Annotated in this window: 22 protein-coding genes and 2 tRNA genes; 5 read left to right on the forward strand and 19 right to left on the reverse strand. The window is 61.4% G+C overall.

The features are described 5' to 3' along the window. Positions 1-20: 20 nt before the first annotated feature. Entirely contained in the window at positions 21-533 is a 513-nt protein-coding gene (gene msrA / locus F0185_RS11785) for a peptide-methionine (S)-S-oxide reductase MsrA (RefSeq protein WP_167224563.1), read from the reverse strand. A 71-nt stretch (positions 534-604) separates the two neighbouring features. On the opposite strand from msrA, the gene F0185_RS11790 reads away from it, so the two are divergent. Together F0185_RS11790 and F0185_RS11795 are read left to right on the forward strand one after the other, a co-directional pair. After that, positions 605-1,570 carry a hypothetical protein gene (locus F0185_RS11790; protein ID WP_167224565.1) on the forward strand — a complete coding sequence of 322 codons (966 nt, stop codon included), beginning with the start codon at positions 605-607 and terminating at the stop codon, positions 1,568-1,570. 78 nt (positions 1,571-1,648) lie between these two features. Next, positions 1,649-2,485, forward strand: a complete 837-nt coding sequence (locus F0185_RS11795) for a hypothetical protein (protein WP_167224567.1) — start codon at positions 1,649-1,651, stop codon at positions 2,483-2,485. A gap of 27 nt (positions 2,486-2,512) precedes the next feature. Here the strand turns inward: F0185_RS11795 and F0185_RS11800 are convergent, their stop codons facing one another. From F0185_RS11800 to F0185_RS11870, 16 genes are all read right to left on the reverse strand, one after another. Beyond that, positions 2,513-3,034, reverse strand: a complete 522-nt coding sequence (locus F0185_RS11800; RefSeq protein WP_167224569.1) for a hypothetical protein — start codon at positions 3,032-3,034, stop codon at positions 2,513-2,515. Between the two features lie 180 nt (positions 3,035-3,214). Next, positions 3,215-4,198, reverse strand: a complete 984-nt coding sequence (locus F0185_RS11805) for an RNA ligase (ATP) (protein WP_167224571.1) — start codon at positions 4,196-4,198, stop codon at positions 3,215-3,217. A gap of 60 nt (positions 4,199-4,258) precedes the next feature. Further along, complete coding sequence (locus tag F0185_RS11810) at positions 4,259-4,711, reverse strand: lysozyme inhibitor LprI family protein (RefSeq protein WP_167224573.1); 453 nt, start codon at positions 4,709-4,711, stop codon at positions 4,259-4,261. A 122-nt stretch (positions 4,712-4,833) separates the two neighbouring features. Then, the gene (locus tag F0185_RS11815; RefSeq protein WP_167224575.1) at positions 4,834-5,451 is read right to left on the reverse strand and encodes a hypothetical protein; all 618 of its coding nucleotides are present in this window, start codon (positions 5,449-5,451) and stop codon (positions 4,834-4,836) included. A 139-nt stretch (positions 5,452-5,590) separates the two neighbouring features. Continuing rightward, positions 5,591-5,680: transfer RNA gene (locus F0185_RS11820), tRNA-Ser, on the reverse strand. 51 nt (positions 5,681-5,731) lie between these two features. Next, positions 5,732-5,821, reverse strand: a tRNA-Ser gene (locus tag F0185_RS11825). Between the two features lie 65 nt (positions 5,822-5,886). Then, on the reverse strand, positions 5,887-7,176 hold the full coding sequence (gene serS / locus F0185_RS11830; RefSeq protein WP_167224577.1) for a serine--tRNA ligase: 1,290 nt from the start codon (positions 7,174-7,176) through the stop codon (positions 5,887-5,889). Between the two features lie 286 nt (positions 7,177-7,462). Then, complete coding sequence (locus F0185_RS11835; RefSeq protein ID WP_167224579.1) at positions 7,463-8,167, reverse strand: DUF3053 family protein; 705 nt, start codon at positions 8,165-8,167, stop codon at positions 7,463-7,465. Positions 8,168-8,285: 118 nt separating this feature from the next. Continuing rightward, on the reverse strand, positions 8,286-8,486 hold the full coding sequence (locus F0185_RS11840; RefSeq protein ID WP_167224581.1) for a hypothetical protein: 201 nt from the start codon (positions 8,484-8,486) through the stop codon (positions 8,286-8,288). Between the two features lie 179 nt (positions 8,487-8,665). Then, positions 8,666-9,426, reverse strand: a protein-coding gene (locus F0185_RS11845; protein ID WP_370664006.1) for an IS5 family transposase whose coding sequence is annotated in 2 segments (ribosomal slippage) — positions 8,666-9,145 and positions 9,148-9,426 — 759 coding nt in all. Because the reading frame shifts where the segments join, the coding sequence is not laid out codon by codon here. Between the two features lie 210 nt (positions 9,427-9,636). Then, a complete protein-coding gene (locus tag F0185_RS34420; protein WP_223164496.1) occupies positions 9,637-10,071 on the reverse strand; it encodes a hypothetical protein in 435 nt (144 codons plus the stop codon). A 105-nt stretch (positions 10,072-10,176) separates the two neighbouring features. Continuing rightward, entirely contained in the window at positions 10,177-11,478 is a 1,302-nt protein-coding gene (locus F0185_RS11850) for a replication-associated recombination protein A (RefSeq protein WP_166882150.1), read from the reverse strand. Positions 11,479-11,580: 102 nt separating this feature from the next. Next, a complete protein-coding gene (locus F0185_RS11855; protein ID WP_187362496.1) occupies positions 11,581-11,985 on the reverse strand; it encodes a DUF6463 family protein in 405 nt (134 codons plus the stop codon). Positions 11,986-12,071: 86 nt separating this feature from the next. Beyond that, the gene (locus F0185_RS11860; RefSeq protein WP_167224583.1) at positions 12,072-12,671 is read right to left on the reverse strand and encodes an energy transducer TonB; all 600 of its coding nucleotides are present in this window, start codon (positions 12,669-12,671) and stop codon (positions 12,072-12,074) included. 81 nt (positions 12,672-12,752) lie between these two features. Next, positions 12,753-13,385: an outer membrane lipoprotein chaperone LolA gene (lolA, locus tag F0185_RS11865; RefSeq protein ID WP_167224585.1), complete on the reverse strand. Its 633-nt coding sequence runs from the start codon at positions 13,383-13,385 to the stop codon at positions 12,753-12,755. Positions 13,386-13,662: 277 nt separating this feature from the next. Continuing rightward, positions 13,663-16,110 carry a DNA translocase FtsK gene (locus F0185_RS11870; protein WP_167224587.1) on the reverse strand — a complete coding sequence of 816 codons (2,448 nt, stop codon included), beginning with the start codon at positions 16,108-16,110 and terminating at the stop codon, positions 13,663-13,665. Between the two features lie 218 nt (positions 16,111-16,328). Between F0185_RS11870 and trxB the strand changes: the two genes are divergently transcribed. The 3 genes from trxB to F0185_RS11885 all read left to right on the forward strand — a co-directional run bounded on the left by trxB (position 16,329) and on the right by F0185_RS11885 (position 18,684). Beyond that, positions 16,329-17,285: a thioredoxin-disulfide reductase gene (gene trxB / locus F0185_RS11875; RefSeq protein WP_166886058.1), complete on the forward strand. Its 957-nt coding sequence runs from the start codon at positions 16,329-16,331 to the stop codon at positions 17,283-17,285. 16 nt (positions 17,286-17,301) lie between these two features. Beyond that, positions 17,302-17,967: a Smr/MutS family protein gene (locus tag F0185_RS11880; protein ID WP_167224589.1), complete on the forward strand. Its 666-nt coding sequence runs from the start codon at positions 17,302-17,304 to the stop codon at positions 17,965-17,967. A gap of 108 nt (positions 17,968-18,075) precedes the next feature. Continuing rightward, a complete protein-coding gene (locus F0185_RS11885; protein ID WP_166886062.1) occupies positions 18,076-18,684 on the forward strand; it encodes a trimeric intracellular cation channel family protein in 609 nt (202 codons plus the stop codon). A 275-nt stretch (positions 18,685-18,959) separates the two neighbouring features. On the opposite strand, the gene F0185_RS11890 is transcribed toward F0185_RS11885, so the two are convergent. Both F0185_RS11890 and F0185_RS11895 read right to left on the reverse strand, forming a co-directional pair. After that, on the reverse strand, positions 18,960-19,403 hold the full coding sequence (locus F0185_RS11890) for a hypothetical protein (protein ID WP_167224591.1): 444 nt from the start codon (positions 19,401-19,403) through the stop codon (positions 18,960-18,962). Between the two features lie 411 nt (positions 19,404-19,814). Continuing rightward, entirely contained in the window at positions 19,815-20,153 is a 339-nt protein-coding gene (locus F0185_RS11895) for a P-II family nitrogen regulator (RefSeq protein ID WP_166882158.1), read from the reverse strand. Positions 20,154-20,177: the final 24 nt, after the last annotated feature.

The following is a 20,177-nucleotide window of genomic DNA, read 5'->3' on the forward strand; positions in this document are numbered from 1 at the left end:
GGCGACGGCTGCGGCAGCGCTTATCCCACGCTCTGGTCGCGTTGCGGCAGGCGCCAGTCCTTGCGCACGAAGTGGCAGGTGTAGCCGCCCGGATTGCGCTCCAGGTAATCCTGGTGTTCCGGCTCGGCGTTCCAGAACGGTCCGGCCGGCGCCAGCTCGGTGACCACTTTGCCGGGCCACATGCCGGAGGCGTCGACGTCGGCGATGGTGTCGAGCGCGGTTGCCTTCTGCTCCTCGCTGGCATAGTAAATGGCGGACCGGTAGCTCATGCCGGAATCGTTGCCCTGGCGATTCGGCGTGGACGGGTCGTGGATCTGGAAGAAAAATTCCAGCAACTTGCGGTAGCTCATCACATCGGGATCGAAGGTGATTTCGATCGCCTCGGCATGCGTGCCATGGTTGCGGTAGGTGGCGTTCGGCACGTCGCCGCCCGAGTAACCGACCCGCGTGGACTGAACGCCAGGCATCTTGCGGATCAAGTCTTGCATGCCCCAAAAACACCCGCCGGCCAGGATTGCTTGTTCTGTTTTCATCTGTGCGTCCTCGTTATTCAAGTAATAGTTTGCATCCAGGCATATACTCAAGCATGCCTTTCCGATCATAGATGGGACGCCAGCGCCATATTGCAATAGTCGATGCCATGCGACTGGCACGCGGGACGGGTTCGCTTGGTAAAATCTTCACGGATTCGATCACAAGGCGAGTAATGACACAACAACGAGCATCGGACGACGCTGCATTCGGCGCCTTGCTTGCGACGCACCGCAACGAGCATTTTTTCCGTTTAACCGGCAATACCATCGGCACGCTGCTGGCAGCGGGCGGCTTGCTCGTGTTTTGGTTCAGCACGCAGGACGTGGCAAGGTATGAGTACGCCGGCAACGCATGGATGCTCGGGGCGGCGGGAATCGGCGCCGTGGTCCTGGGCTTTGCCATCGGCTGGGGCATCCGGCGCGTTTCGCTGGCACAGCAGACCTACCGGCTGTATCAGAGCGGCATTCGCACCAGCGGCCCCGACGGGCGGCACGCCGCCCTGTATCGCGATATCGAAGACATCCTGTACTTTGATGACGGCACCTGCGCCTTTCGGAACACGCCGCAGCAGCCCTGGATACTGATCGGCAAACGCATTCGGCAATGCAGTGGCTTGACTCACCGCCTGCGCTATCTGCATAGAGAACAACGGGCCGCCAAACTAGTCGACCGGCTGCGCGCCGGAGAAACGCTCACGTTCCGCTACCTGGACGACAAGGCCGCACGCAGCGTCAGCCATGGCGTAAAGTATTTCGAGGAATATCCGACGTTCGTGCTGACCATGGATGAACGGCGGGTGCATATCGGCCAGAAAATCATCGACATCAAGCACATCGATGTGCTCAGCTTCAACCGCTGGACAAACAGCATGACGATACGGAGCAAGAAGGATGGCTCGGATTTTCACAAGATGCATGCGAAGGCGATTCTGTCGGGCGAGGTGCTGCATTTCATGATCTTCGATATGCAGGCGCGGCGCCGCAAGGAGGCGCGCCGGCTGAAAAAGATGCGCAAGGGCCGTGCCAACGAAGTTTGATAGAATCGGTTGTCAGTTTCTTAACCTTGCCATGCTGCGCGATGCAGGCGCAGTCACCGTCGATCACGAAAGCGAGCAATGATTTCCACTGAAAAGAAGCCAGATGCGGGAAGCGGCGCCACCGGGGCGCTCGGTCCATTGATTGCCACCTATGGAAAAAGCCGCTCGTTTCTTGGCGTCGGCTTGTTCATGGCGGCGCTGTTCGCCGCGGCCGGCTTGTTCGTGCTGTGGATGACCACGCGCATCGGCATCGATTTCCAACTCAACGGCGATGTGTCGTTCCTGTACATGGTGGGATTCGGTTCACTGGCGCTGGGCGTCGTGACCGCGCTTGTGTTCTGGCGCCTGGCGGCATCGCAGCCGACCTTCCGCTTGTTCGAGAACGGCATCCACGCCAGCGGTCCCGATGGCGACAATGTCACCCTGTACCGCGACCTGGAAGACCTGTACAGCTTCTTTTACGGCGGTATCGGCTATCGCGCCGCGCCGGGTGCGCCGTGGACGTTCATCGGCAGCCGCATTCACCGCTTTGCCGAATTGAGCGACCGCTTGAACAGCCTGCAGATCCAGCATCGGGGCGAGGCCTTGCACCAGCGGCTGCGCGCCGGACAAGCGGTGATCTTCCGCTATTTCGAGGACAGCGTGGCGCAATCGAAAAGCATGGTCGCCACGCGGAATATGGATTTCCCGACGTTCGACATGATCCTGAGCGCGGACAGCTTGCAGATCGGACAGAAAAGTATCCAGATCGCCCGCATCAGCAATATCAACACCAATTTGTGGGCCGAGAAATCGAGCATCATCGATGTCGATGGCAAGGTGTTTCACAAGATTCATCCGAGTTCGGTTTTATCGTTCGCACTGCTGCATGCGCTGATCGCACGGCAGCAGCAATCGCTGCCGACCAACGCATAAACTCAGCGCAAGCGGCCGCCTGGCCGATCAGCGCGTGCAGATGCCTTTACTATCGATCAGTACCGTCGGCATCGAATGCCCGGCTTGCGGCTTGCCGATCAGCTGCTGTAATCGGGCGTCGCTTTCGCACTGGCGTGCGCCCTTGACGGGCGAACTCGCTGGCGCAACAACAACGGCAGGAGGTTCCGTCGCTGGCGGCACGCCCATCAGCTCCATCGTGAGCGGCTCGGGGGTGACCGTCGCGCCGGCGCTCACCGGCGTGACGGGCTGGACGTCGCGTGTGGAACAGCCGGCGGCCGACAAGGCCAGCACGGCGGCGCCGGCAAGGCCCGGCAGCCGGCGCCATGGCTGGCGCGCGCTGGCGCGTACACTGTCGGCGCTATCGCTGGAGACCACGCTGCCGTCCTGGCGCTTGTCCATGCGCACGCACAGATCGCCATTGACGTTCTCCGCGATCAGCGCGGCCCCTTCCACGGCGGGCATGGCCGACAGATTGAAGACGTTCTTGTCGCACCCCTTGCAGTGACGGACGCGATGATCGCCCGTCATCTCGTCCCAAGATGCGCTACAAGGTACCGGAATCTCGACAAGGTGCAGTGCAATGGGCTGATGCCGGGGGCGTGCTGGTTTCATGGTCGGATCCGTTTCGTTAAGTGCGTGGAAGCCCGGATGGGCGTTTTTCACATCGGTACAGAATGAAACGGCCGTGTCATGCAAACGGGGTTAAGTTTATTTTTCGCCAAGCAAAAACTTGTTGCTGATGGCCTTGAAGCTGACATCCGCGCTCAGGCACTTGAAAACGAACCCTTCACGCTCGGTGCCGGCCTTGAGCGCACTCTTGCCTTCGGCGCTGGCCAACAGCGATGCAACGCTCGCGCCTGCCAGATGTTGCGTTCCCAGCACGGGGCAATGCAAGATGCCGGCGCCGTCGAGGAGGGCCATGCGTTCGGCCGACGTCAGGTAGCCGCCACGGTCGATGTCGTAGACGTCGAACACATGCAGTTGCGGCGCGCCAACGCCGTAAGGATTGCCCTGGACGTTAGGCCCGATCAGCTCACCTTGCACAGCCAGGTTGCGCCCGCTTGCGCGCAGCAACTCTTCCAGCTTGTTCTCGCGTGCAAGCTTCCAATAGGAATTATTCTCGGTTTCAAGCAAATCGAGATTGCGGCTGCAAACCCCAAATTCGCCCTGGAAGAGATACGCGGTCAGGCTGGAGCCGTCGAGCTTTTCGGTCACTTCCCACTCCAGGCCGGCCTCCACCCATTCTTCGAGCTCGGCCACGAGATTCTGGATGCGCTCCTGATTGGTCTTGCGCACGAACGACGGGAACGGCCCTTTCACGATCCCCTGCAGATCGGCCGGAATCGGCGGCTCGTACTTTTGAATGCCGAGCATCTCGCTGAGGTCGTCGCCCTCGGCGGCGCCTTCCGGCACGGGCAGCAGCAGGCCCTGGCTGATCTGTCCGCGCAGTTTAACGGTGCGCAAGCGCGCGCCGGACACGCCATTGAACTCGCGCTTGTCCTTGCACAGGAAAGGCGCGAGCGCTTCCGGCACCCAGGAATCGACTTCGAGATACAGGGCGTTTCCGCCGATCTGGAATTCGCCCTTCTTCGATACGACCTTCCAGCCGTCGACCGTGACGCATTCGATCGCATCGGCGCCCGGAATCGGCGCGATATCGATGACCTTGCGAACAGTGGCTAATTTACGCATGTACGACTCCTGACTGTTTCATTTAATGATTCACTTGCGCAAGTATACAACGCTGCCGGATCAGCAGTTGTCATTCCCACATTCCGCATACGCGCGCAAGGTCTTGATGCGCGTTTCGGTCATCGACGACTGGCACGCACGCTCTTCCACGCCGTAGGAACGGGCCTCTCCCGTGGTCGTCGCTTCATATTCGCAACTGGCGCCCCGAAAGATAATCCACGCCTGCTGCGCCCTGGACAGCTTGTCGCGATCGCGCGCCTCGGGCAGGCGCTTTTGCGCACGCGCATATTGCGTGCGCATCTGGATTTCGCGCGCGGCCAGTTTCACCGACAAGCACTCTTCCGTTGCGCCGAGCCGCCCTTCGCAATTGTTTTCAGTGACGCTTTTCCTGATCTGGGAGGGGGTTCTTCCCATTTCTTTCGCGACCGCAGACACCAGCCATTGATTCATCGGCGCTTCCGCACGGGCCGGCGTGGCGCTCAGCAGCGCTAGCAAAAGCAACATGGTTTTCATCGCAGGTGTCGGCTCCGGGAATGTTATCAAAGGAGCATAGTAGTGATCCGACCAGCCCTGATCGGGCTTCCTGAGACAAGCGTAATGCCCCGTCCATGAAAACTCACAGGGCGGCGCAAACCTTACTTCGCCGGCTGGACCGGTTCGACGGGGGGAGCACCTTCCCAATGGACGCCATGGTTGCGCTGCGCGCCCTTGCCTGCCGGCTCAGCCCGATCATGCGCCACTGCCACCCTGCCGGTGAGCTCGCGATGTGGCCTGGCAGCGTCTTCTTGCCCGATCGCCTCGCTTGCGGACGGCGCCGGCTCGCGTGGCGGGCGGGTTGCCGGTGGCGTGCCCATGGTCACCCGCATCGCCGGCGGCTTGGCGGCAGGCGATGCGGCGGCGGCCGTAGCGGGGGCTGGGGTGGCGGCGAAGGCGGCGGACAGGGCCAGCGCGGCGGCGCCGGCCATGTGCGGCAGGCCCCGCCACGCCTGGCGCACCATGGCGCGCTGGCTGTCGCCGCAATCGCTGGTCATCACCGTGCCGTCCTGGCGCTGGTAAAACCGGACGCACAGATCGCCTTGATGGTTGTCCGCCAGCAGCCGGGTGGCGTCGGCCTCGGGCATGGCCGACAGATTGAAGACGTTCTTGTTGCAGTCGTTGCAGTGACGCACGCGTTCATCGCCTTGCATGTCGTCCCATGAGGCCGTGCAAGGCGAGGCGATGTCGATACGCTGCAGCGAGATGGTGTGCTTCATGCGGAAATCCGTTTCTTGAGATGGAGGGAACCCGACTGGACAATGTGTCATCGGCTGCATCGTGAAACGGATCGGGAGCGCAAACGGGGTTGCACGGACGAAAAAAAAGCTCCCGTTGGGGAGCTGTTTTTCCTGATACTGGCGGAGAGGGTGGGATTCGAACCCACGGATGGGTCGCCCCATCGCTTGATTTCGAGTCAAGTACATTCGACCACTCTGCCACCTCTCCTGCTTACTTCAAAAAAAATCCCCTGGCAGTAGGGGATTCCTTCTTTATTCCTGGCGGAGAGGGTGGGATTCGAACCCACGGATGGGTCGCCCCATCGCTTGATTTCGAGTCAAGTACATTCGACCACTCTGCCACCTCTCCTTTCTCACATTGCTGCGAGAAGGCAAAATTATAGCCCCCCTCCCAAAAAAAGGGAAGCGCTATTTTCAGGGCGTCAACGCGGCGAGGCCGCCCATGTACGGACGCAGCACTTCCGGCACGACCACGCTGCCATCGGCCTGCTGGTAATTTTCCAGCACCGCCACCAAAGTGCGCCCCACGGCCAGGCCGGAACCGTTGAGCGTGTGCAGCAGTTCCGGCTTGCCGGCCGCGTTGCGGAAGCGTGCCTGCATGCGGCGCGCCTGGAACGCTTCGCAGTTCGACAGCGACGAAATCTCGCGGTAGGTGTTCTGCGCCGGCAGCCACACTTCCAGGTCGTAGGTCTTAGTTGCGCCGAAACCCATGTCGCCGGTACACAGCGACATCACGCGGTACGGCAGGCCCAGCCCTTTCAGGATGGCTTCGGCGTGCCCGACCATCTCTTCGAGCACGTCGTACGAGGTGTCGGGATGGACCACCTGCACCAATTCCACTTTGTCGAACTGGTGCTGGCGGATCATGCCGCGCGTGTCGCGCCCGGCACTGCCCGCTTCCGAGCGGAAGCACGGCGTGTGCGCTGTCATCTTGATCGGCAAGGTGTCGATGGCAACGATTTCGTCGCGCACGGTGTTGGTCAGCGATACTTCCGAGGTGGGGATCAGGTAGAAGGTCTCGCCCTCGCCTTCCGCGCCGCCCTTTTTGACCGAGAACAGGTCGGCTTCGAATTTGGGCAACTGGCCGGTGCCGCGCAGCGAATCGGCGTTGACCAGGTAGGGGGTATAGCATTCGGTGTAGCCGTGCTCGCCGGTGTGGGTGTCGAGCATGTACTGGGCCAGCGCGCGGTGCAGGCGCGCGATGCCGCCCTTCATCACCGAGAAGCGCGAGCCGGTCAGTTTGACGGCCGTCACCAGGTCGAGCCCGAGCGCGCTGCCGACGTCGACGTGGTCGCGCACCTCGAAGTCGAATACCGGCGGGGTGCCGACCTTGCGCACTTCGACGTTGCCACTTTCATCGTCCCCGGTGGGCACGGAGGCGTGCGGCAGGTTCGGCACCGCTTCCATGAACACGGCCAGCCTCGCTTGCACGTCGATCAGCGCGCTTTCGTCAGCCTTGAGCTGATCGCCCAGGCCGGCGGCTTCGGCCATCACGGCCGAGGTGTCTTCGCCTTTGCCCTTGAGCATGCCGATCTGTTTCGCCAACGAGTTGCGCTTGCTTTGCAGCTCTTCGGTACGCGTTTGAATCGCCTTGCGTTCGGCTTCGAGAGCGGTGAAGCCGGCCACGTCGAGCTGGAACTTGCGCGTCGCCAGGCGGGCGGCGACGTTGTCGATATCTTTACGGAGAAGTTGAATGTCTATCATTGTCGGAAGTGCCGGTATGTGGAGGGCGGAAGGACCCGTCGCCGGAATCGCTTCTCCCTGAGAACCGCGCGTGCGGATGGTCCCGCGCGCGGTTCAAGCAAAATAAAAGCTTCGTGAGGAAGCCGGTTTCACAACGCTCAAATCAAGGCGATGCACTTGATGAGGCAGCCGGGCGGCAGGCCCGTGCCTGCACAACGCGCACTGGCCGGTTGTTCAATGAACAGTTTAACCGATTCCCTGAACAATGGCACCTTGCCGGGCCGGCATCGCGGCGGCTCTCCCCGCCTTAGCGGCCGGAGACCAAGGCGTTGAGCTTGCGTTGCGCCTGCGCCACCTTCTCGCTGCCGGCGTTCATGTCCTTCATGAGCACATTCATTTCATCCAGCACTTTTTGATCGTCGACCTCGGCCATGGCACCGTTGAGCCTGATCTGTGCTTTGTGGGCATCCATGAAAGCCGTCAGTTTTTCCGCGCTGTCGATCATGCTTTCGAGCGCCGTCAGCATGTCCTTGACGCCATTGCCCGGGTCCGAGACGATACGGCCATAGGCCTTGTCGAAGACCATGCGCAGGTCGTCGGGCTGCTTGAGCGCGACCCGCTTGGCGCCGGCGGCGGCCTGCTCGGTATCGATCGTGTTGCGCACTTGCACGCTGGTCTTGCGCAAGGTGACCATATTCTCGCGCCATGCCGGCAGGTCGGCGATGGTGCGCGGCATGCGCATGCCGGTGACGTTGCGCAAGGGCTGCTCGACCTTGCTATCGATCGTTCTGTTGTAATCGCTGATCACGGCAAAATGCTTGCTGTAGGCGCCAAACGATTTTTCTTCTTCCGGGGTCAGCCTGGGCACATGCACGCCGGGCTTGTCGACAATACGGGTTTGCAGGAAGGTGATGAACGCCGCGCGCTCCTTGGGCTCGGAACTGCACCCGGCGATGCCGAGGGCAAGCAGGCCGCCCAGCATCCACAACAGGGAACGTTGCGAAAATTTCATGACTGTTTGCATTAATGACTCCTATGATAAGACTTTTATCATAGTGCAAAAATGCAAATATGGCAGTAATAAGTTGACGCCGGCCGCGTGCTTACGCTTACTGCTTACTGCTTGCTGCTTACTGTTGCGCGGCTTTTTCGGCGGCGCTCAGGCGCTTGGCGCTGACCACCACGACCGTCATGGTGCTGTCGGCGACGGCGGCGGCATGGGCCGGCGCGGCCGTGGCGCGCACCGGCACATCGGCGGTGGCGTAAGCGGCAAACGTGACCATGACGGTCGCTGCGAGGAAAACGGCTTCGAGGTTTTTACGGACTTTCATGATCTTCTCCAGTGGGTGGGGCGAGTTGGTATGGTGTTACTTTACCCACTCGCCCGCCACCCTTCCAGCGCCTTGCGATGAAGCGCCGGAATGCCGGGACAGGATGCGCAAGCCCGCGACGAGCTGTGTTCGGCACGCAAGAACGCCCGCCGTTGCGGGCTGGGTGTGCCTTAGAGCGCCTAACAAAACCTCTCGACGGACCTCCAACAGATGAGTGAGCAGGCAAGCGAAAGAAAGGCCTGGTGGATGTCGGCTCGCCGTTCATAACGGATGCGCAGTCTGCGAAAACGGTGTAGCCACCCGAGGGTGCGTTCAACGACCCAACGCCATCGGCCAAGCCTTTCGCGTGACTCGACGCCGTAGCGTGCGATCCGTGCTGAGATTCCTCGCCGGCGCAGCCAGGCCCGATGTGCTCTTGAAGCGTAGGCTCGATCAGCATGTAGCTTACCTGGACGTTTGCGCGCGCGGCCGGATAGCCCTTTAACAGCCGGAATCGATTCTAGGAGAGGGATGAGCATGCGCGAATCATGCACCTGCGCGCCTGTGATTTGGGCTACCAGCGGCAGTCCACGCTGATCTACCAGTGAATGGTGTTTGCAGCCGAGCTTGCCGCGATCAGTCGGGTTTGGGCCAGTATGCTCGCCACCAGCCGGTGCCGGCAGGCTGCGTCAATGCAGGCTCGATCCCACATGATCTGGTCATACTCTCGGAGCCGCCGCAGGACCGCCTCGTGGACGCTCTGCCAAACACCTGCCTGCATCCATTCGTGAAGGCGACGCCAGCACGTCATGCCGCTCCCGCACCCAAGCTCACGCGGCAGGTACTCCCAAGGTATTCCGGTTCTGAGGACAAACAGGATTCCCGACAGGGTTGCACGATCGTTGATGCGCGGTCGCCCACCTTTCGGCGATCTACTGAAAGTTGGAAGATGAGCTTCTATAAGCGACCAAAGGTCTTCGGGAAGAAGGGTTTGGCCATGACATCGGTCTGTTTGCGAATACGGCCGTCATCTTAGCGCGCGGACCGCGGGCAGGTACGACAGCTTCCGCCCCATTGCAGACATTGCCGAGTAAGTGAAAACGACCTCAGCATGACTGTACTACGGCGCCGCAAGACGACCGCTGGATTAAATGGTTTAGAAAAGCATCGGTCAAGACGCGTCCCACGGCTTAATGATTTGTTCGTTCCAAGGTAAGAACAGGTAACCAGACGAAGCATCCTGCAATGCACCTTGGACCTCAATCAATGAATTGATCTCATTAAGGGCTGCATCCAAATCAGGAATACTGATTTCAAATCGAGAGCCACACTCCCCAAGAGCTTGCGCATATTCCGTCCCCTGGGCGATCTTTCGTGCCTCAATTAGGACATGAGGAAGTTGTGCCAGCGTGATCTGAAACTCCTGCGACTGAAACCTACTCGCGAACAATGAGGTCCCATCAAATCTCACATCGAATTTGTAGCGCCTGAGCTCCTCCTCGGCTCGCAGAAGTGACGATGAACCATCGCGAAAAAAGACGAGACATGTACTATTCAAAGATTGTGCTCCCAACGTGTTACAGATCGCAAAGCGACGAGTTAGCATAGATGTCTACGTGACCGTTCGTTCTTGGCCGAAAGCGGCCGGTCGCGATAGCTCAGTGTACGCCGTTGTTGCTCCCAGAATAAGTGACCGGTTTGTCGGGCACTCTTAGTCGCCGGCGTCGGCGTCCAGCCCCCGCAGCCAGGCCAGTTTTTCGGCGATCTTGGCCTCGATTCCACGCGGTACCGGCTCGTACCAGCGCGGCTCGACCATGCCATCGGGCAGGTAAGTTTCGCCGGCCGCGTAGGCGTTCGGTTCGTCATGCGCGTAGCGATACTCGTGGCCGTAGCCGAGCTCCTTCATCAGCTTGGTCGGCGCATTGCGCAGGTGGACCGGCACCTCGCGCGACTTGTCCTTTTTGACGAACGCCACCGCCCGGTTGTAGGCGTTGTAGCCGGCATTGCTCTTGGCCGCGATGGCCAGGTAGATGACGGCCTGGCCGAGCGCCAGTTCGCCTTCGGGCGAGCCGAGCCGTTCGTAGGTGGCGGCGGCGTCGTTGGCGATCTGGATCGCGCGCGGGTCGGCGATGCCGATGTCTTCCCACGCCATGCGCACGATGCGGCGCAGCAGGTATTGCGGATCGGCGCCGCCGTCGAGCATGCGGCACAGCCAGTACAGCGCCGCGTCCGGATGCGAGCCGCGCACCGATTTGTGCAGCGCCGAAATCTGGTCGTAGAAATTGTCGCCGCCCTTGTCGAAGCGGCGCGAATTGAGGGTCAGCGCATTGTCGACGAATTCGCCGGTGATGTGCGTCAGGCCCGAGGTGGCGGCCGAGGTCTTGGTTTGTTCGAGCAGGTTGAGGAAGCGGCGCGCGTCGCCATCGGCGTAACCGATCAGGGTGGCGATGGCGACCTCGTCGAACGTCAGGTGGCCCAGCACCTTGTCCTGGGCGCGCTTAAGCAACTGCAACAGCTCGGCGTCGGTCAGCGCCTTGAGCACGTACACCTGGGCACGCGAGAGCAGCGCCGAATTGACCTCGAACGAAGGGTTTTCGGTGGTCGCGCCGATCAAGGTCACCAGGCCGGACTCGACAAAAGGCAGCAAGGCATCCTGCTGCGACTTGTTGAAGCGGTGGATTTCGTCGATGAACAGAATCGTGTGCTTGCCGGTCGCCAGGTGGTGCTCGGCCTGTTCGATGGCGGCGCGGATATCCTTCACGCCCGACAGTACGGCCGACAAGGCGATGAATTCGCAGCCAAAGGCATTGGCCGTCAGGCGCGCCAGGGTGGTCTTGCCGACCCCGGGCGGCCCCCACAGGATCATCGAATGCGGCTTGCCCGACCTGAATACCAGGCGCAAGGGCTTGCCCTCGCCCAGCAAATGGCTTTGGCCGATGACCTCGTCAATCGTTGCCGGACGCAGCGCTTCGGCGAGGGGCGCTGCGGGTTCGGTCTTGAACAAATCGTCCATGCGAAGTCTTCATCAATAGGAAGCGCGTAGTGTAGCAGCGTGTCGCGAATCGGCGTTCAAGATAAGACCCGCGCGCTGCGCGACAGTTCCCGTCCGATGCGATTATCTTGGCACGCCCGGCCCGGTGACGATGTTTTGCATGGCGCCGCCAGCCATGCCCACCTCGGTCTTGCGCCGTAGAATGGCGAACGCGGGCGGGAAAACCAGCCAGAAACCCGAGTCCGGCATCAGCAGCACGCCCAGCGCGGCCAGTCCGAGCAAGCCCCAGCCGAACGACTTGGGCAGCGCCACGCCGGCTTTCTCGAGCGCATGCAGCGGCACCGCCATCAACGCCAGCAAGAGGCCGAACAGGAAGAACCAGGTGGTCGCGGCCAAAGTCATGTTCTTGACTGTGTTGAACAGGCCGCCACGCAGCATTTCCAGCATGTACGGTCCCATGACGACAAACGCAAACGCAGTATGCAGTAGTGCAACGCCTATCAACCAACGGCTGATCCAGTGCTTCATGATGCTCTCCCGATAATCCGGCCCGGAGTGGGCCGGCAAACGATCATATATCGAAGAAAGCAATATTGCCAGATATGCATGTCGGTTTATTTGCCCGGCGCCGCCAGCAGCACGCGCCCGTACACCGCATCGGTCTTGGGCCCGGGAACGTTGGCGGCGACAAAACGGCAGCCCTGCACGTACTGCCTGATGTGCTCGGCCAGCGCGTTGTCGGTGACGCGCCCTTCCAGCCGGATATTGAACGGCTCGCCGCGGCCATTGGTCAGGAAGCGCACCAGCACGCCATCGGCGGCGGTCGGTGTGCGGTCGAGCGGCACGAAGCCGTGCACCTGTGCGGAGGGCGCGCAACTGTCGGGACGCAGCTGCGGCCGCGCCGACAGTCCGGCGGCGCTGGCCCAGACGTAATCGACCGTCCGCACGGCGCTCTCGCGTGGCTGCGCGGCATCTGTTTTCAGCTTGCACGCTTGCAGGCTACGCACCGCGGCGGCGTCCAGGATCGGCCAGCCGCTGCCTTTGCGCACCTTGACATCGGCGATGCGCCACTCCTTGATCCGGTAGTCGAGCACGGTTGTGCCCTCGAGCTCGTAGCGTTTGGCCTCGGGCGGCCAGTCGAGCCGGGTGCAGGCCGAAGGCAAGCGGTCGGCCTGGGGCGACGGCGCGCGGATCTGCGCCAGGGCGGGAGCCATCGTGGCGCCAGTAAACAAAGTCACAGCCAGTACAGTACCGATTGCTCTTGAATTCAAGTGAGCTCCACGCGGGAAGAGGGATCAGTTATTGACGACGTCGGCGCCTTTGGGAATGACGAATTTGAACTGGGTTGCCGTCAAGGGCGGGTTTTTCTCGAATTTCTTGAATGCGAGCACCGAGGTCTGGCCGAAGGCGTCGCGCAATTCCATCGCTTCGGGCGTGCCGTTGCGCAGGCCGATGCTGATCTGTTCGAATTGCGAATCCTTGCCCTTGGGCGCGGCGTTGAGCCACTCCAGGCCGTCGCGCGTGCCGGCTTCGGAGAGGGTGAAGTTCTTTTCCAGGTCGTTACTGCCGAACAAGATGGCGGCCGGCGACGAACCGAGCGCGTCGCCGAGTTTTTTGGTGGTGACCTGGTTCAGGTCTTTGTCGTAGATATACAGTTGCTCGCCGTCGGCCTGCAACAGTTGCTCGTAGGGTTTGACGTAGGTCCAGATGAACTTGCCGGGACGGGCGAACACAAAGGTGCCGGACGATGGCGCCGCCACTTTGCCGGCGTCGGCCTTCTTGACCTGGCGCTGGGTGAACTCGCCGCGCGCGGCTTTGGTGCCGGCGACAAAGGATTTGAATTGGTCGAGGGCGGTGGCGTGGGCCATGCCGGCGCAGGCCAGGCTCAGGGCCAGGATGGCGCTGGTTTTGTTGAATGGAAATCGCATTCGTATCCTTATGTAATGACGGGCGCGCTCAGTATCGGGCGCCCTTGTTCTTGTAACGGTTGAGCGGATGTGTTGGTGGACAGCGGCCGTCGCTTTCACAGCCGACGCGTCGTCCCGTGCCACCGACGCGTCGCCCCCGCGAAGGCGGGGGTCCAAGTTAATGCTTGCGTCAGCAACGAAGCGAACAAACTTGGCCCCCCGCCTTCGCGGGGGCGACGGAGCGCAGGCCAATGGCCAGACGTGCCCCAATTGCCCCGCATGCGCGACGGGCAATCCGTCATTCCGCGCTCGCCGCCGGCACCAGGATATCGCGGTTGCCATTCGACTGCATCGGCGAGACCACCCCGCTGTTTTCCATCTGCTCCAGCAAACGTGCCGCGCGGTTGTAGCCGATGCGCAAGTGACGCTGCACCAGCGAGATCGAGGCGCGCCGGTTCTTGAGCACCACCTGCACCGCCTGGTCGTACATCGGATCGGCCTCGCCGCCGGCCTCGCCCGACGCGCCACCTTCCGCGCCGCCCTCGCCTTCGAGCGTGCCGCCTTCGAGAATGCCTTCAATATAGTTCGGCGCGCCCGACAGCTTGAGGTGGGCCACCACCCGGTGCACTTCCTCATCGGACACAAACGCGCCGTGCACCCGCACCGGCAAACCGGTGCCTGGCGGCATGTACAGCATGTCGCCCATGCCCAGCAGCGCTTCCGCACCCATCTGGTCGAGAATGGTGCGCGAATCGATCTTGGACGACACCTGGAACGCAATCCGGGTCGGAATATTTGCCTTGATCAGGCCGGTAATCACGTCCACCGACGGCCGCTGCGTCGCCAGGATCAGGTGCAGGCCGGCCGCACGGGCCTTTTGCGCGATGCGGGCAATCAATTCCTCGACCTTTTTGCCGACGACCATCATCAGGTCGGCCAGCTCGTCGATGATGATGACGATGGTCGGCAGTTTTTCCAGCGGTTCCGGCGAATCGGGCGTGATGCTGAACGGATTCGGAATATGTTCCTCGCGCTTGGCCGCCTCGGCGATCTTGGCATTGTAGCCGGCCAGGTTACGCACGCCCAGCTTACTCATGAGCTTGTAGCGGCGCTCCATCTCGTTCACCGCCCAGTTCAGCGCATGGCCGGCCTGGCGCATGTCGGTCACCACGGGCGCCAGCAAGTGCGGAATGCCTTCGTACACCGACATCTCCAGCATCTTCGGATCGATCAGGATCATGCGCACGTCGGCCGGGTCGGACTTGTACAGCAGCGACAGAATGGTCGCATTGATCCCCACCGATTTACCCGAACCGGTGGTGCCGGCCACCAGCAAGTGCGGCATCTTGGCCAGGTCGGCAATGACAGCCTTGCCGGCAATATCCTTGCCCAGCGCCACGGTCAGTTGCGAGGTGCTGTCGTTATAGATCTTGGAGCCGACGATTTCGGTCAGGCGCACGATCTGGCGCTTTGGATTAGGCAACTCCAGCGCCATGAAATTCTTGCCGGGAATGGTTTCCACGACGCGGATCGAGGTCAGCGACAGCGAGCGCGCCAGGTCGCGCGCCAGGCCGACGATCTGGCTGCCCTTCACGCCCGTGGCTGGTTCGATTTCGTAGCGCGTCACCACCGGACCCGGATACGCGGCCACCACCTTGGCATCGACGCCGAAGTCGGACAGTTTCTTTTCGATCAGGCGGCTGGTGAATTCCAGCGTTTCCACCGACACGGTTTCCTGCACTTCCGGCGCGTCGTCGAGCAGGGACAGCGGCGGCAGGGACGAGTCGCCCGGCAAGTCGCGGAACAGCGGAGCCTGGCGTTCGGCCGGCTTCTCGATCTTGAGCTCGGGCCGGCTCTCGACCTTGCCGGCGAGCGGGCGTGGCGCCAGCGGCGCCAGTTGCTCCACCGGCTTGTCGAACTGCTTTTCTTTCAGCGCGCGTTCGGACTGGACCACTTCCATCACCTGCGGCTCGATCCGGACCGGCGCCGCCACCCCATGCTTGGCGCGCTCGTGCACCACCACTTCATCGCGCTTGACGGCCGCCACTTCGCCCTGCTTGCGGTCTTCGCGGTCCTGGTAGCGCAGGCGGAACCAGTCGATGGCGTTTTCGATCGCGCCGCCGATGCGCTCGGCCACGCCCATCCACGAGACGTGGAAGAACAGGCTGAAGCCCAGTCCGAACAGCAACAGCAGCAGCAAGGTCGCGCCGGTGAATCCGAACGCCGAATGGGCCGCGTGCCCGATCAACTGGCCCAGCACCCCGCCCGGCGCGCGCGGCAATTGCACCGACAGCGACCACATGCGCAAAAATTCCAGTCCCAGGCTGCCGGCAAACAAGACCGCGAAGCCGATCCAGCGGATGGTCGCTTCCTGCTGGTGTTCGGGATCTTCTTCTGTTTCCAGCACAAACTTTTGATTCAGCGAGCGATAGCCCTTCCAGAGGATGCGCAGGAAACAGATGCACCACCACCAGGCCGAGAAGCCGAAAATGAACAGCAGCAGATCGGCCAGGTAGGCGCCCGCGCGCCCGCCCAGGTTGCTCACCTGCGATACCTGCACCTCGTGCGACCAGCCCGGATCACCCTTGTTATAGGTGAGCAGGATCATGACGAAATACAGGAACACCACGGCCAGCGCGATCCAGCGCGCCTCGGACAGCAGGCGCACCACGCGGTTCGGCAAGGGCTGCCGGGTGACCGGCTTTCGGGTGTAACTGGCGTTGGGAGATTGGCTTGTCTTAGGCATTCTTGTTACTTACAGTGCTGCCGCAATGATGGCGACATATATGACGATGTTGACGATGCGCTCATTCTAAGCCATCCAGAGGGCATCGGGCCCATGATTCATGCTAGGGCGCATCATGGACTATAATCGAGGGTGCGCAATTGAATTTCCGCGCCACTTGATCTGACCGCAATCGACCCCAGTTTCTCTTCATACACATTTCGATTAAAGCCCGCCCCATGACCACTACCAAACACGCCAAAGTTCTGATTCTCGGCTCCGGCCCAGCCGGCTACAGCGCGGCCGTTTACGCCGCGCGCGCCAACCTGCAGCCGATGCTCGTCACCGGCGTGGAACAAGGCGGCCAGCTGATGACCACGACCGACGTCGAAAACTGGCCCGGCGATCCGATGGGCGTGCAAGGCCCGGACCTCATGCAGCGCCTGCTGCAACACGCGGAGCGCTTTAATACCGAAATCGTGTTCGACCACATTCACACGACAAAGTTGAATGAAAAGCCGATGCGTTTGATCGGCGACAGCCATGAGTACACCTGCGACGCACTGATCATCGCCACCGGCGCCTCCGCCCAGTACCTGGGCCTGGAGTCCGAAACCGCGTTCATGGGCAAGGGCGTGTCGGCCTGCGCCACCTGCGACGGTTTCTTCTACCGCAACCAGGAAGTTGCGGTCGTGGGCGGCGGCAACACCGCGGTCGAAGAAGCGCTGTACCTGTCGAACATCGCCAACAAGGTCACGATCATCCACCGCCGCGACAAGTTCCGCGCCGAACCGATCCTGATCGACCGCCTGAACGCCAAGGCGGCCGAAGGCAAGATCGTGATCAAGTACAACCACACCCTGGAAGAAGTGGTCGGCAACGACAGCGGCGTGACCGGCGTGAACATCAAGTCGACCGTCGACGGCGCGATCACGCCCCTGTCGGTGCACGGCCTGTTCGTGGCGATCGGCCACAAGCCGAACACGTCGATCTTCGAAGGCCAGCTCGACATGCACAACGGCTACATCAAGACCCGCACCGGTCTCGAAGGCATGGCCACCGCGACCAACATCCCGGGCGTGTTCGCCGCCGGCGACGTCCAGGATCACATCTACCGCCAGGCAATCACCAGCTCCGGCACCGGCTGCATGGCGGCGCTCGATGCCCAGCGCTACCTGGAAAGCCTGAACGATTAATTAGGTAACGAAAACAATGCCGATGAAAGACTTTTCCGATCTGAAATCCTTGCGCGAACAGCTCAAGGGCAAGGACGAAGCGCGCGCGCGCGAAAAAGCCGAGCGCGAAGAACGCGAACGGGTGGCCGCGCAAGAAGCCAACCTGTTCAACAGCGCCATCGGCGGCGTCAAGAAGCTGCCCGAGTCGAACCGCTTCGTGCCCAACGCCCCGCCCGGCATCAAGCTCAAGGTCAAGCCGGCCAAGGTGTTCGGCAGCCAGGCCGAGGATGATGCTGCGGTGCTGCGCGAGTCGCTCTCGGACCAGTTCGAGGTCGACCACCTGCTCGAAGACGATCCCAGCCTGAGTTTTTCTCGCGCCGGGATCGGCACTGACGTGGTGCGCAAGCTGCGCAAGGGCTACTGGCCTGTACAGGACGAGCTCGACCTGCACGGCCTGCGCCGCGATGCCGCGCGCGACGCCATCGGCGAGTTCCTGCATAATGCCGGCCGGCGCAAGCTGCGCTGCGTGTGCGTGATCCACGGCAAGGGCCTCGGCTCGGCCGGCGGCGAACCGGTGCTGCGCTCCATGGTGCACAGCTGGCTGGAGCAGAAGGATGAAGTGATTGCCTTCTGCGCGGCGAATGTGGACGGGCGCAGCCATGGCGCCCTGATTGTGTTGCTCAAGTCGGCCATCGGCACCTGAATCGGACCCACCCTCGCGCCCGCTATTTTCCCGGGCGCACCTCTTACACTGTCCATCGTGCCGGGCGCATGTTAGGCTAGCAATATTCGCCACAGTACAGTGCACCGCATGACCCTCATTACGCTCATCGAAATCATGGCGATCCTGGTCGGCGCTTTCTCCGGCTTCATTGAAGCGCGGCGCAAGCGCATGGATCTGGTCGGCGTGTTCACCGTGGCCTTCATCACCGCGTTCGGCGGCGGCACCCTGCGCGACATCCTGCTCGACCGGCGCCCGCTGTTCTGGGTCACGCACCAGGAATACGCGATTCTCATCTTTGTCCTGGCGCTGATGGCCGCGCCGCTGATCCGCACCTTGCGCCAGATCGTGTCGGAACGGCTGATCGTGGTGGCCGATGCGGTGGGGCTGGGATTGTTCTCGATTGCCGGGGTGGCCTCGGCGCTGGAAGCGCACATGCCGATTTTCATCGCCTCGATGATGGGCGTGATTACCGGGATCTTCGGCGGCGTGCTGCGCGATATTGTGTGTAACGAGGTGCCGATGGTGTTCCGCGATGGGAAACCTTACGCCATTTGCGCGTTTATCGGCAGTTGGATGTATCTGATAATGAAAAAATTCGGGGCCGATCCCGACCTGGCCTTGTGGTCGAGCGCCACGGTGATCAGCGGGCTGCGCCTGCTGACGTGGAAATTCGACATGCGCATGGGGCGCTCGTAGAATTTCCCGTTCAAATAGTTCTGGCCGGGTCAGTGCGGCTAACGCTTGTGATGACGCTTTCAAGCGCTGCGCTAAACGTGATTGTGATTTTTAGCGAACAGCAGCGGATGCCTTGCAAGGCGCAAGGCGCCCGCCGCTGGAAGCTGGACATGACAAGAATTTATGCGCACTTGCTTAGCGGGTGTCGACGAAACAGCACTGCGATTGACCGGCCGGCACCAGTTTGACGACGCGCACGCGCTGCGAGACGGTCGTTGGTGCGCAGGAGGCGCGCCTCAAGTCCAGCGGTTTTCAATCGATTTGAATGCATTGTCCTTCACGTGGCGCGCCATCCCATCCCACGTTCCCGCGTTGCGCGCAAGGTGGAACTTGATATCAAATTCATTCCTCTTGAGCTCCATATTTTGCACCATCTCACGTGAGGCGCGGCTTGGATGCATACCGGCTCCAAGATAGAACCCTCTGGCGGTTGCGGCAACATTGAGTGCCTCGATACGGCCGAGGCAGTTCATCACCGCCTCCAGCGCAGCAAGATAGAGCAATATGGACCCCAAGCCCGATCCGTGCGGCAAAGCGGTCATGGTGTGAATTTCCAGGGCATTGTCATTGAGCTTATAGTCGAGGTACCCATGGTAGAGGGCAGCGGCGCCATCCAGTCCGACATAGCTAATGCGGCTTTCGGACCCCGGAATTGGGTTCCTCACGATTGAAGTTTGCACTCTGACCCCAGTGGGACTTGAGAAAATTGTCATGCTTAGCCTTATTTAATGATACAGGTCGCTCCGTGCATTAGATGCACAAGATGCAATAGTCGCAGCATACACTCGCGCTGGCGCCGAGGTCAATGCGTGCTGCATGCGCAGCACCAAGACGTGGCTCGCGCCGGTGTCGAGCAGTTCGCCAACCTGCATCACAGCTACCCCGCAGGCCGGATTCGGTAGTCTGTCAGCAAGCGATCAAGCAAGGGGGAAAGCACATCGCCGACCCGCGTCATGGAGGTCGGACCGTAGCGGATTGTCGGCAAACATCGCTTTCCAGAGCCGGGGCGTGCGCTGATACAGGCTTCGAGTATTCCTGTTGGCGTGCAAGCCTGGCTTGTCCCCGGTTAGGGGATTAATTGCTGAGCAGACTTAAACTGCTTCCGGACCCGTTTCGCCGGTGCGGATACGGATCACCTGCTCCACATCCTGCACGAAAATCTTGCCGTCGCCGATCTTGCCGGTACGCGCCGCCTTGATGATGGCGTCCACCACCTGGTCGGCCATGGCGTCGTCCACCACCACTTCAATCTTGACCTTCGGCAGGAAATCGACCACGTATTCGGCGCCACGGTACAGCTCGGTGTGGCCCTTCTGGCGGCCGAAACCCTTGACTTCGGTGACCGTCAGTCCCGTTACATTCACGTCGGCCAGCGCTTCGCGCACTTCGTCCAGCTTGAACGGTTTGATCACACAAGTAATTTGTTTCATGGCTACTCCTAAATAGATGCTTGT

It is taken from the genome of Massilia rubra, from assembly GCF_011682065.1.
GTDB lineage: Bacteria > Pseudomonadota > Gammaproteobacteria > Burkholderiales > Burkholderiaceae_D > Telluria_A > Telluria_A rubra.

Bases quoted from the DNA above. Each gene is read 5' to 3' on its own strand.
- trxB (WP_166886058.1), top strand. From the start codon at position 16,329: ATGACCACTACCAAACACGCCAAAGTTCTGATTCTCGGCTCCGGCCCA.
- msrA (WP_167224563.1), bottom strand. From the start codon at position 533: ATGAAAACAGAACAAGCAATCCTGGCCGGCGGGTGTTTTTGGGGCATG.
- F0185_RS11815 (WP_167224575.1), bottom strand. From the start codon at position 5,451: ATGAAGCACACCATCTCGCTGCAGCGTATCGACATCGCCTCGCCTTGC.
- F0185_RS34420 (WP_223164496.1), bottom strand. From the start codon at position 10,071: ATGCTAACTCGTCGCTTTGCGATCTGTAACACGTTGGGAGCACAATCT.
- F0185_RS11805 (WP_167224571.1), bottom strand. From the start codon at position 4,198: ATGCGTAAATTAGCCACTGTTCGCAAGGTCATCGATATCGCGCCGATT.
- F0185_RS11895 (WP_166882158.1), bottom strand. From the start codon at position 20,153: ATGAAACAAATTACTTGTGTGATCAAACCGTTCAAGCTGGACGAAGTG.
- F0185_RS11870 (WP_167224587.1), bottom strand. From the start codon at position 16,110: ATGCCTAAGACAAGCCAATCTCCCAACGCCAGTTACACCCGAAAGCCG.
- F0185_RS11885 (WP_166886062.1), top strand. From the start codon at position 18,076: ATGACCCTCATTACGCTCATCGAAATCATGGCGATCCTGGTCGGCGCT.
- F0185_RS11880 (WP_167224589.1), top strand. From the start codon at position 17,302: ATGCCGATGAAAGACTTTTCCGATCTGAAATCCTTGCGCGAACAGCTC.
- F0185_RS11860 (WP_167224583.1), bottom strand. From the start codon at position 12,671: ATGGCTCCCGCCCTGGCGCAGATCCGCGCGCCGTCGCCCCAGGCCGAC.
- F0185_RS11840 (WP_167224581.1), bottom strand. From the start codon at position 8,486: ATGAAAGTCCGTAAAAACCTCGAAGCCGTTTTCCTCGCAGCGACCGTC.
- serS (WP_167224577.1), bottom strand. From the start codon at position 7,176: ATGATAGACATTCAACTTCTCCGTAAAGATATCGACAACGTCGCCGCC.
- F0185_RS11835 (WP_167224579.1), bottom strand. From the start codon at position 8,167: ATGAAATTTTCGCAACGTTCCCTGTTGTGGATGCTGGGCGGCCTGCTT.
- F0185_RS11850 (WP_166882150.1), bottom strand. From the start codon at position 11,478: ATGGACGATTTGTTCAAGACCGAACCCGCAGCGCCCCTCGCCGAAGCG.
- F0185_RS11795 (WP_167224567.1), top strand. From the start codon at position 1,649: ATGATTTCCACTGAAAAGAAGCCAGATGCGGGAAGCGGCGCCACCGGG.
- lolA (WP_167224585.1), bottom strand. From the start codon at position 13,385: ATGCGATTTCCATTCAACAAAACCAGCGCCATCCTGGCCCTGAGCCTG.
- F0185_RS11790 (WP_167224565.1), top strand. From the start codon at position 605: ATGGGACGCCAGCGCCATATTGCAATAGTCGATGCCATGCGACTGGCA.
- F0185_RS11855 (WP_187362496.1), bottom strand. From the start codon at position 11,985: ATGAAGCACTGGATCAGCCGTTGGTTGATAGGCGTTGCACTACTGCAT.
- F0185_RS11800 (WP_167224569.1), bottom strand. From the start codon at position 3,034: ATGACGGGCGATCATCGCGTCCGTCACTGCAAGGGGTGCGACAAGAAC.
- F0185_RS11810 (WP_167224573.1), bottom strand. From the start codon at position 4,711: ATGAAAACCATGTTGCTTTTGCTAGCGCTGCTGAGCGCCACGCCGGCC.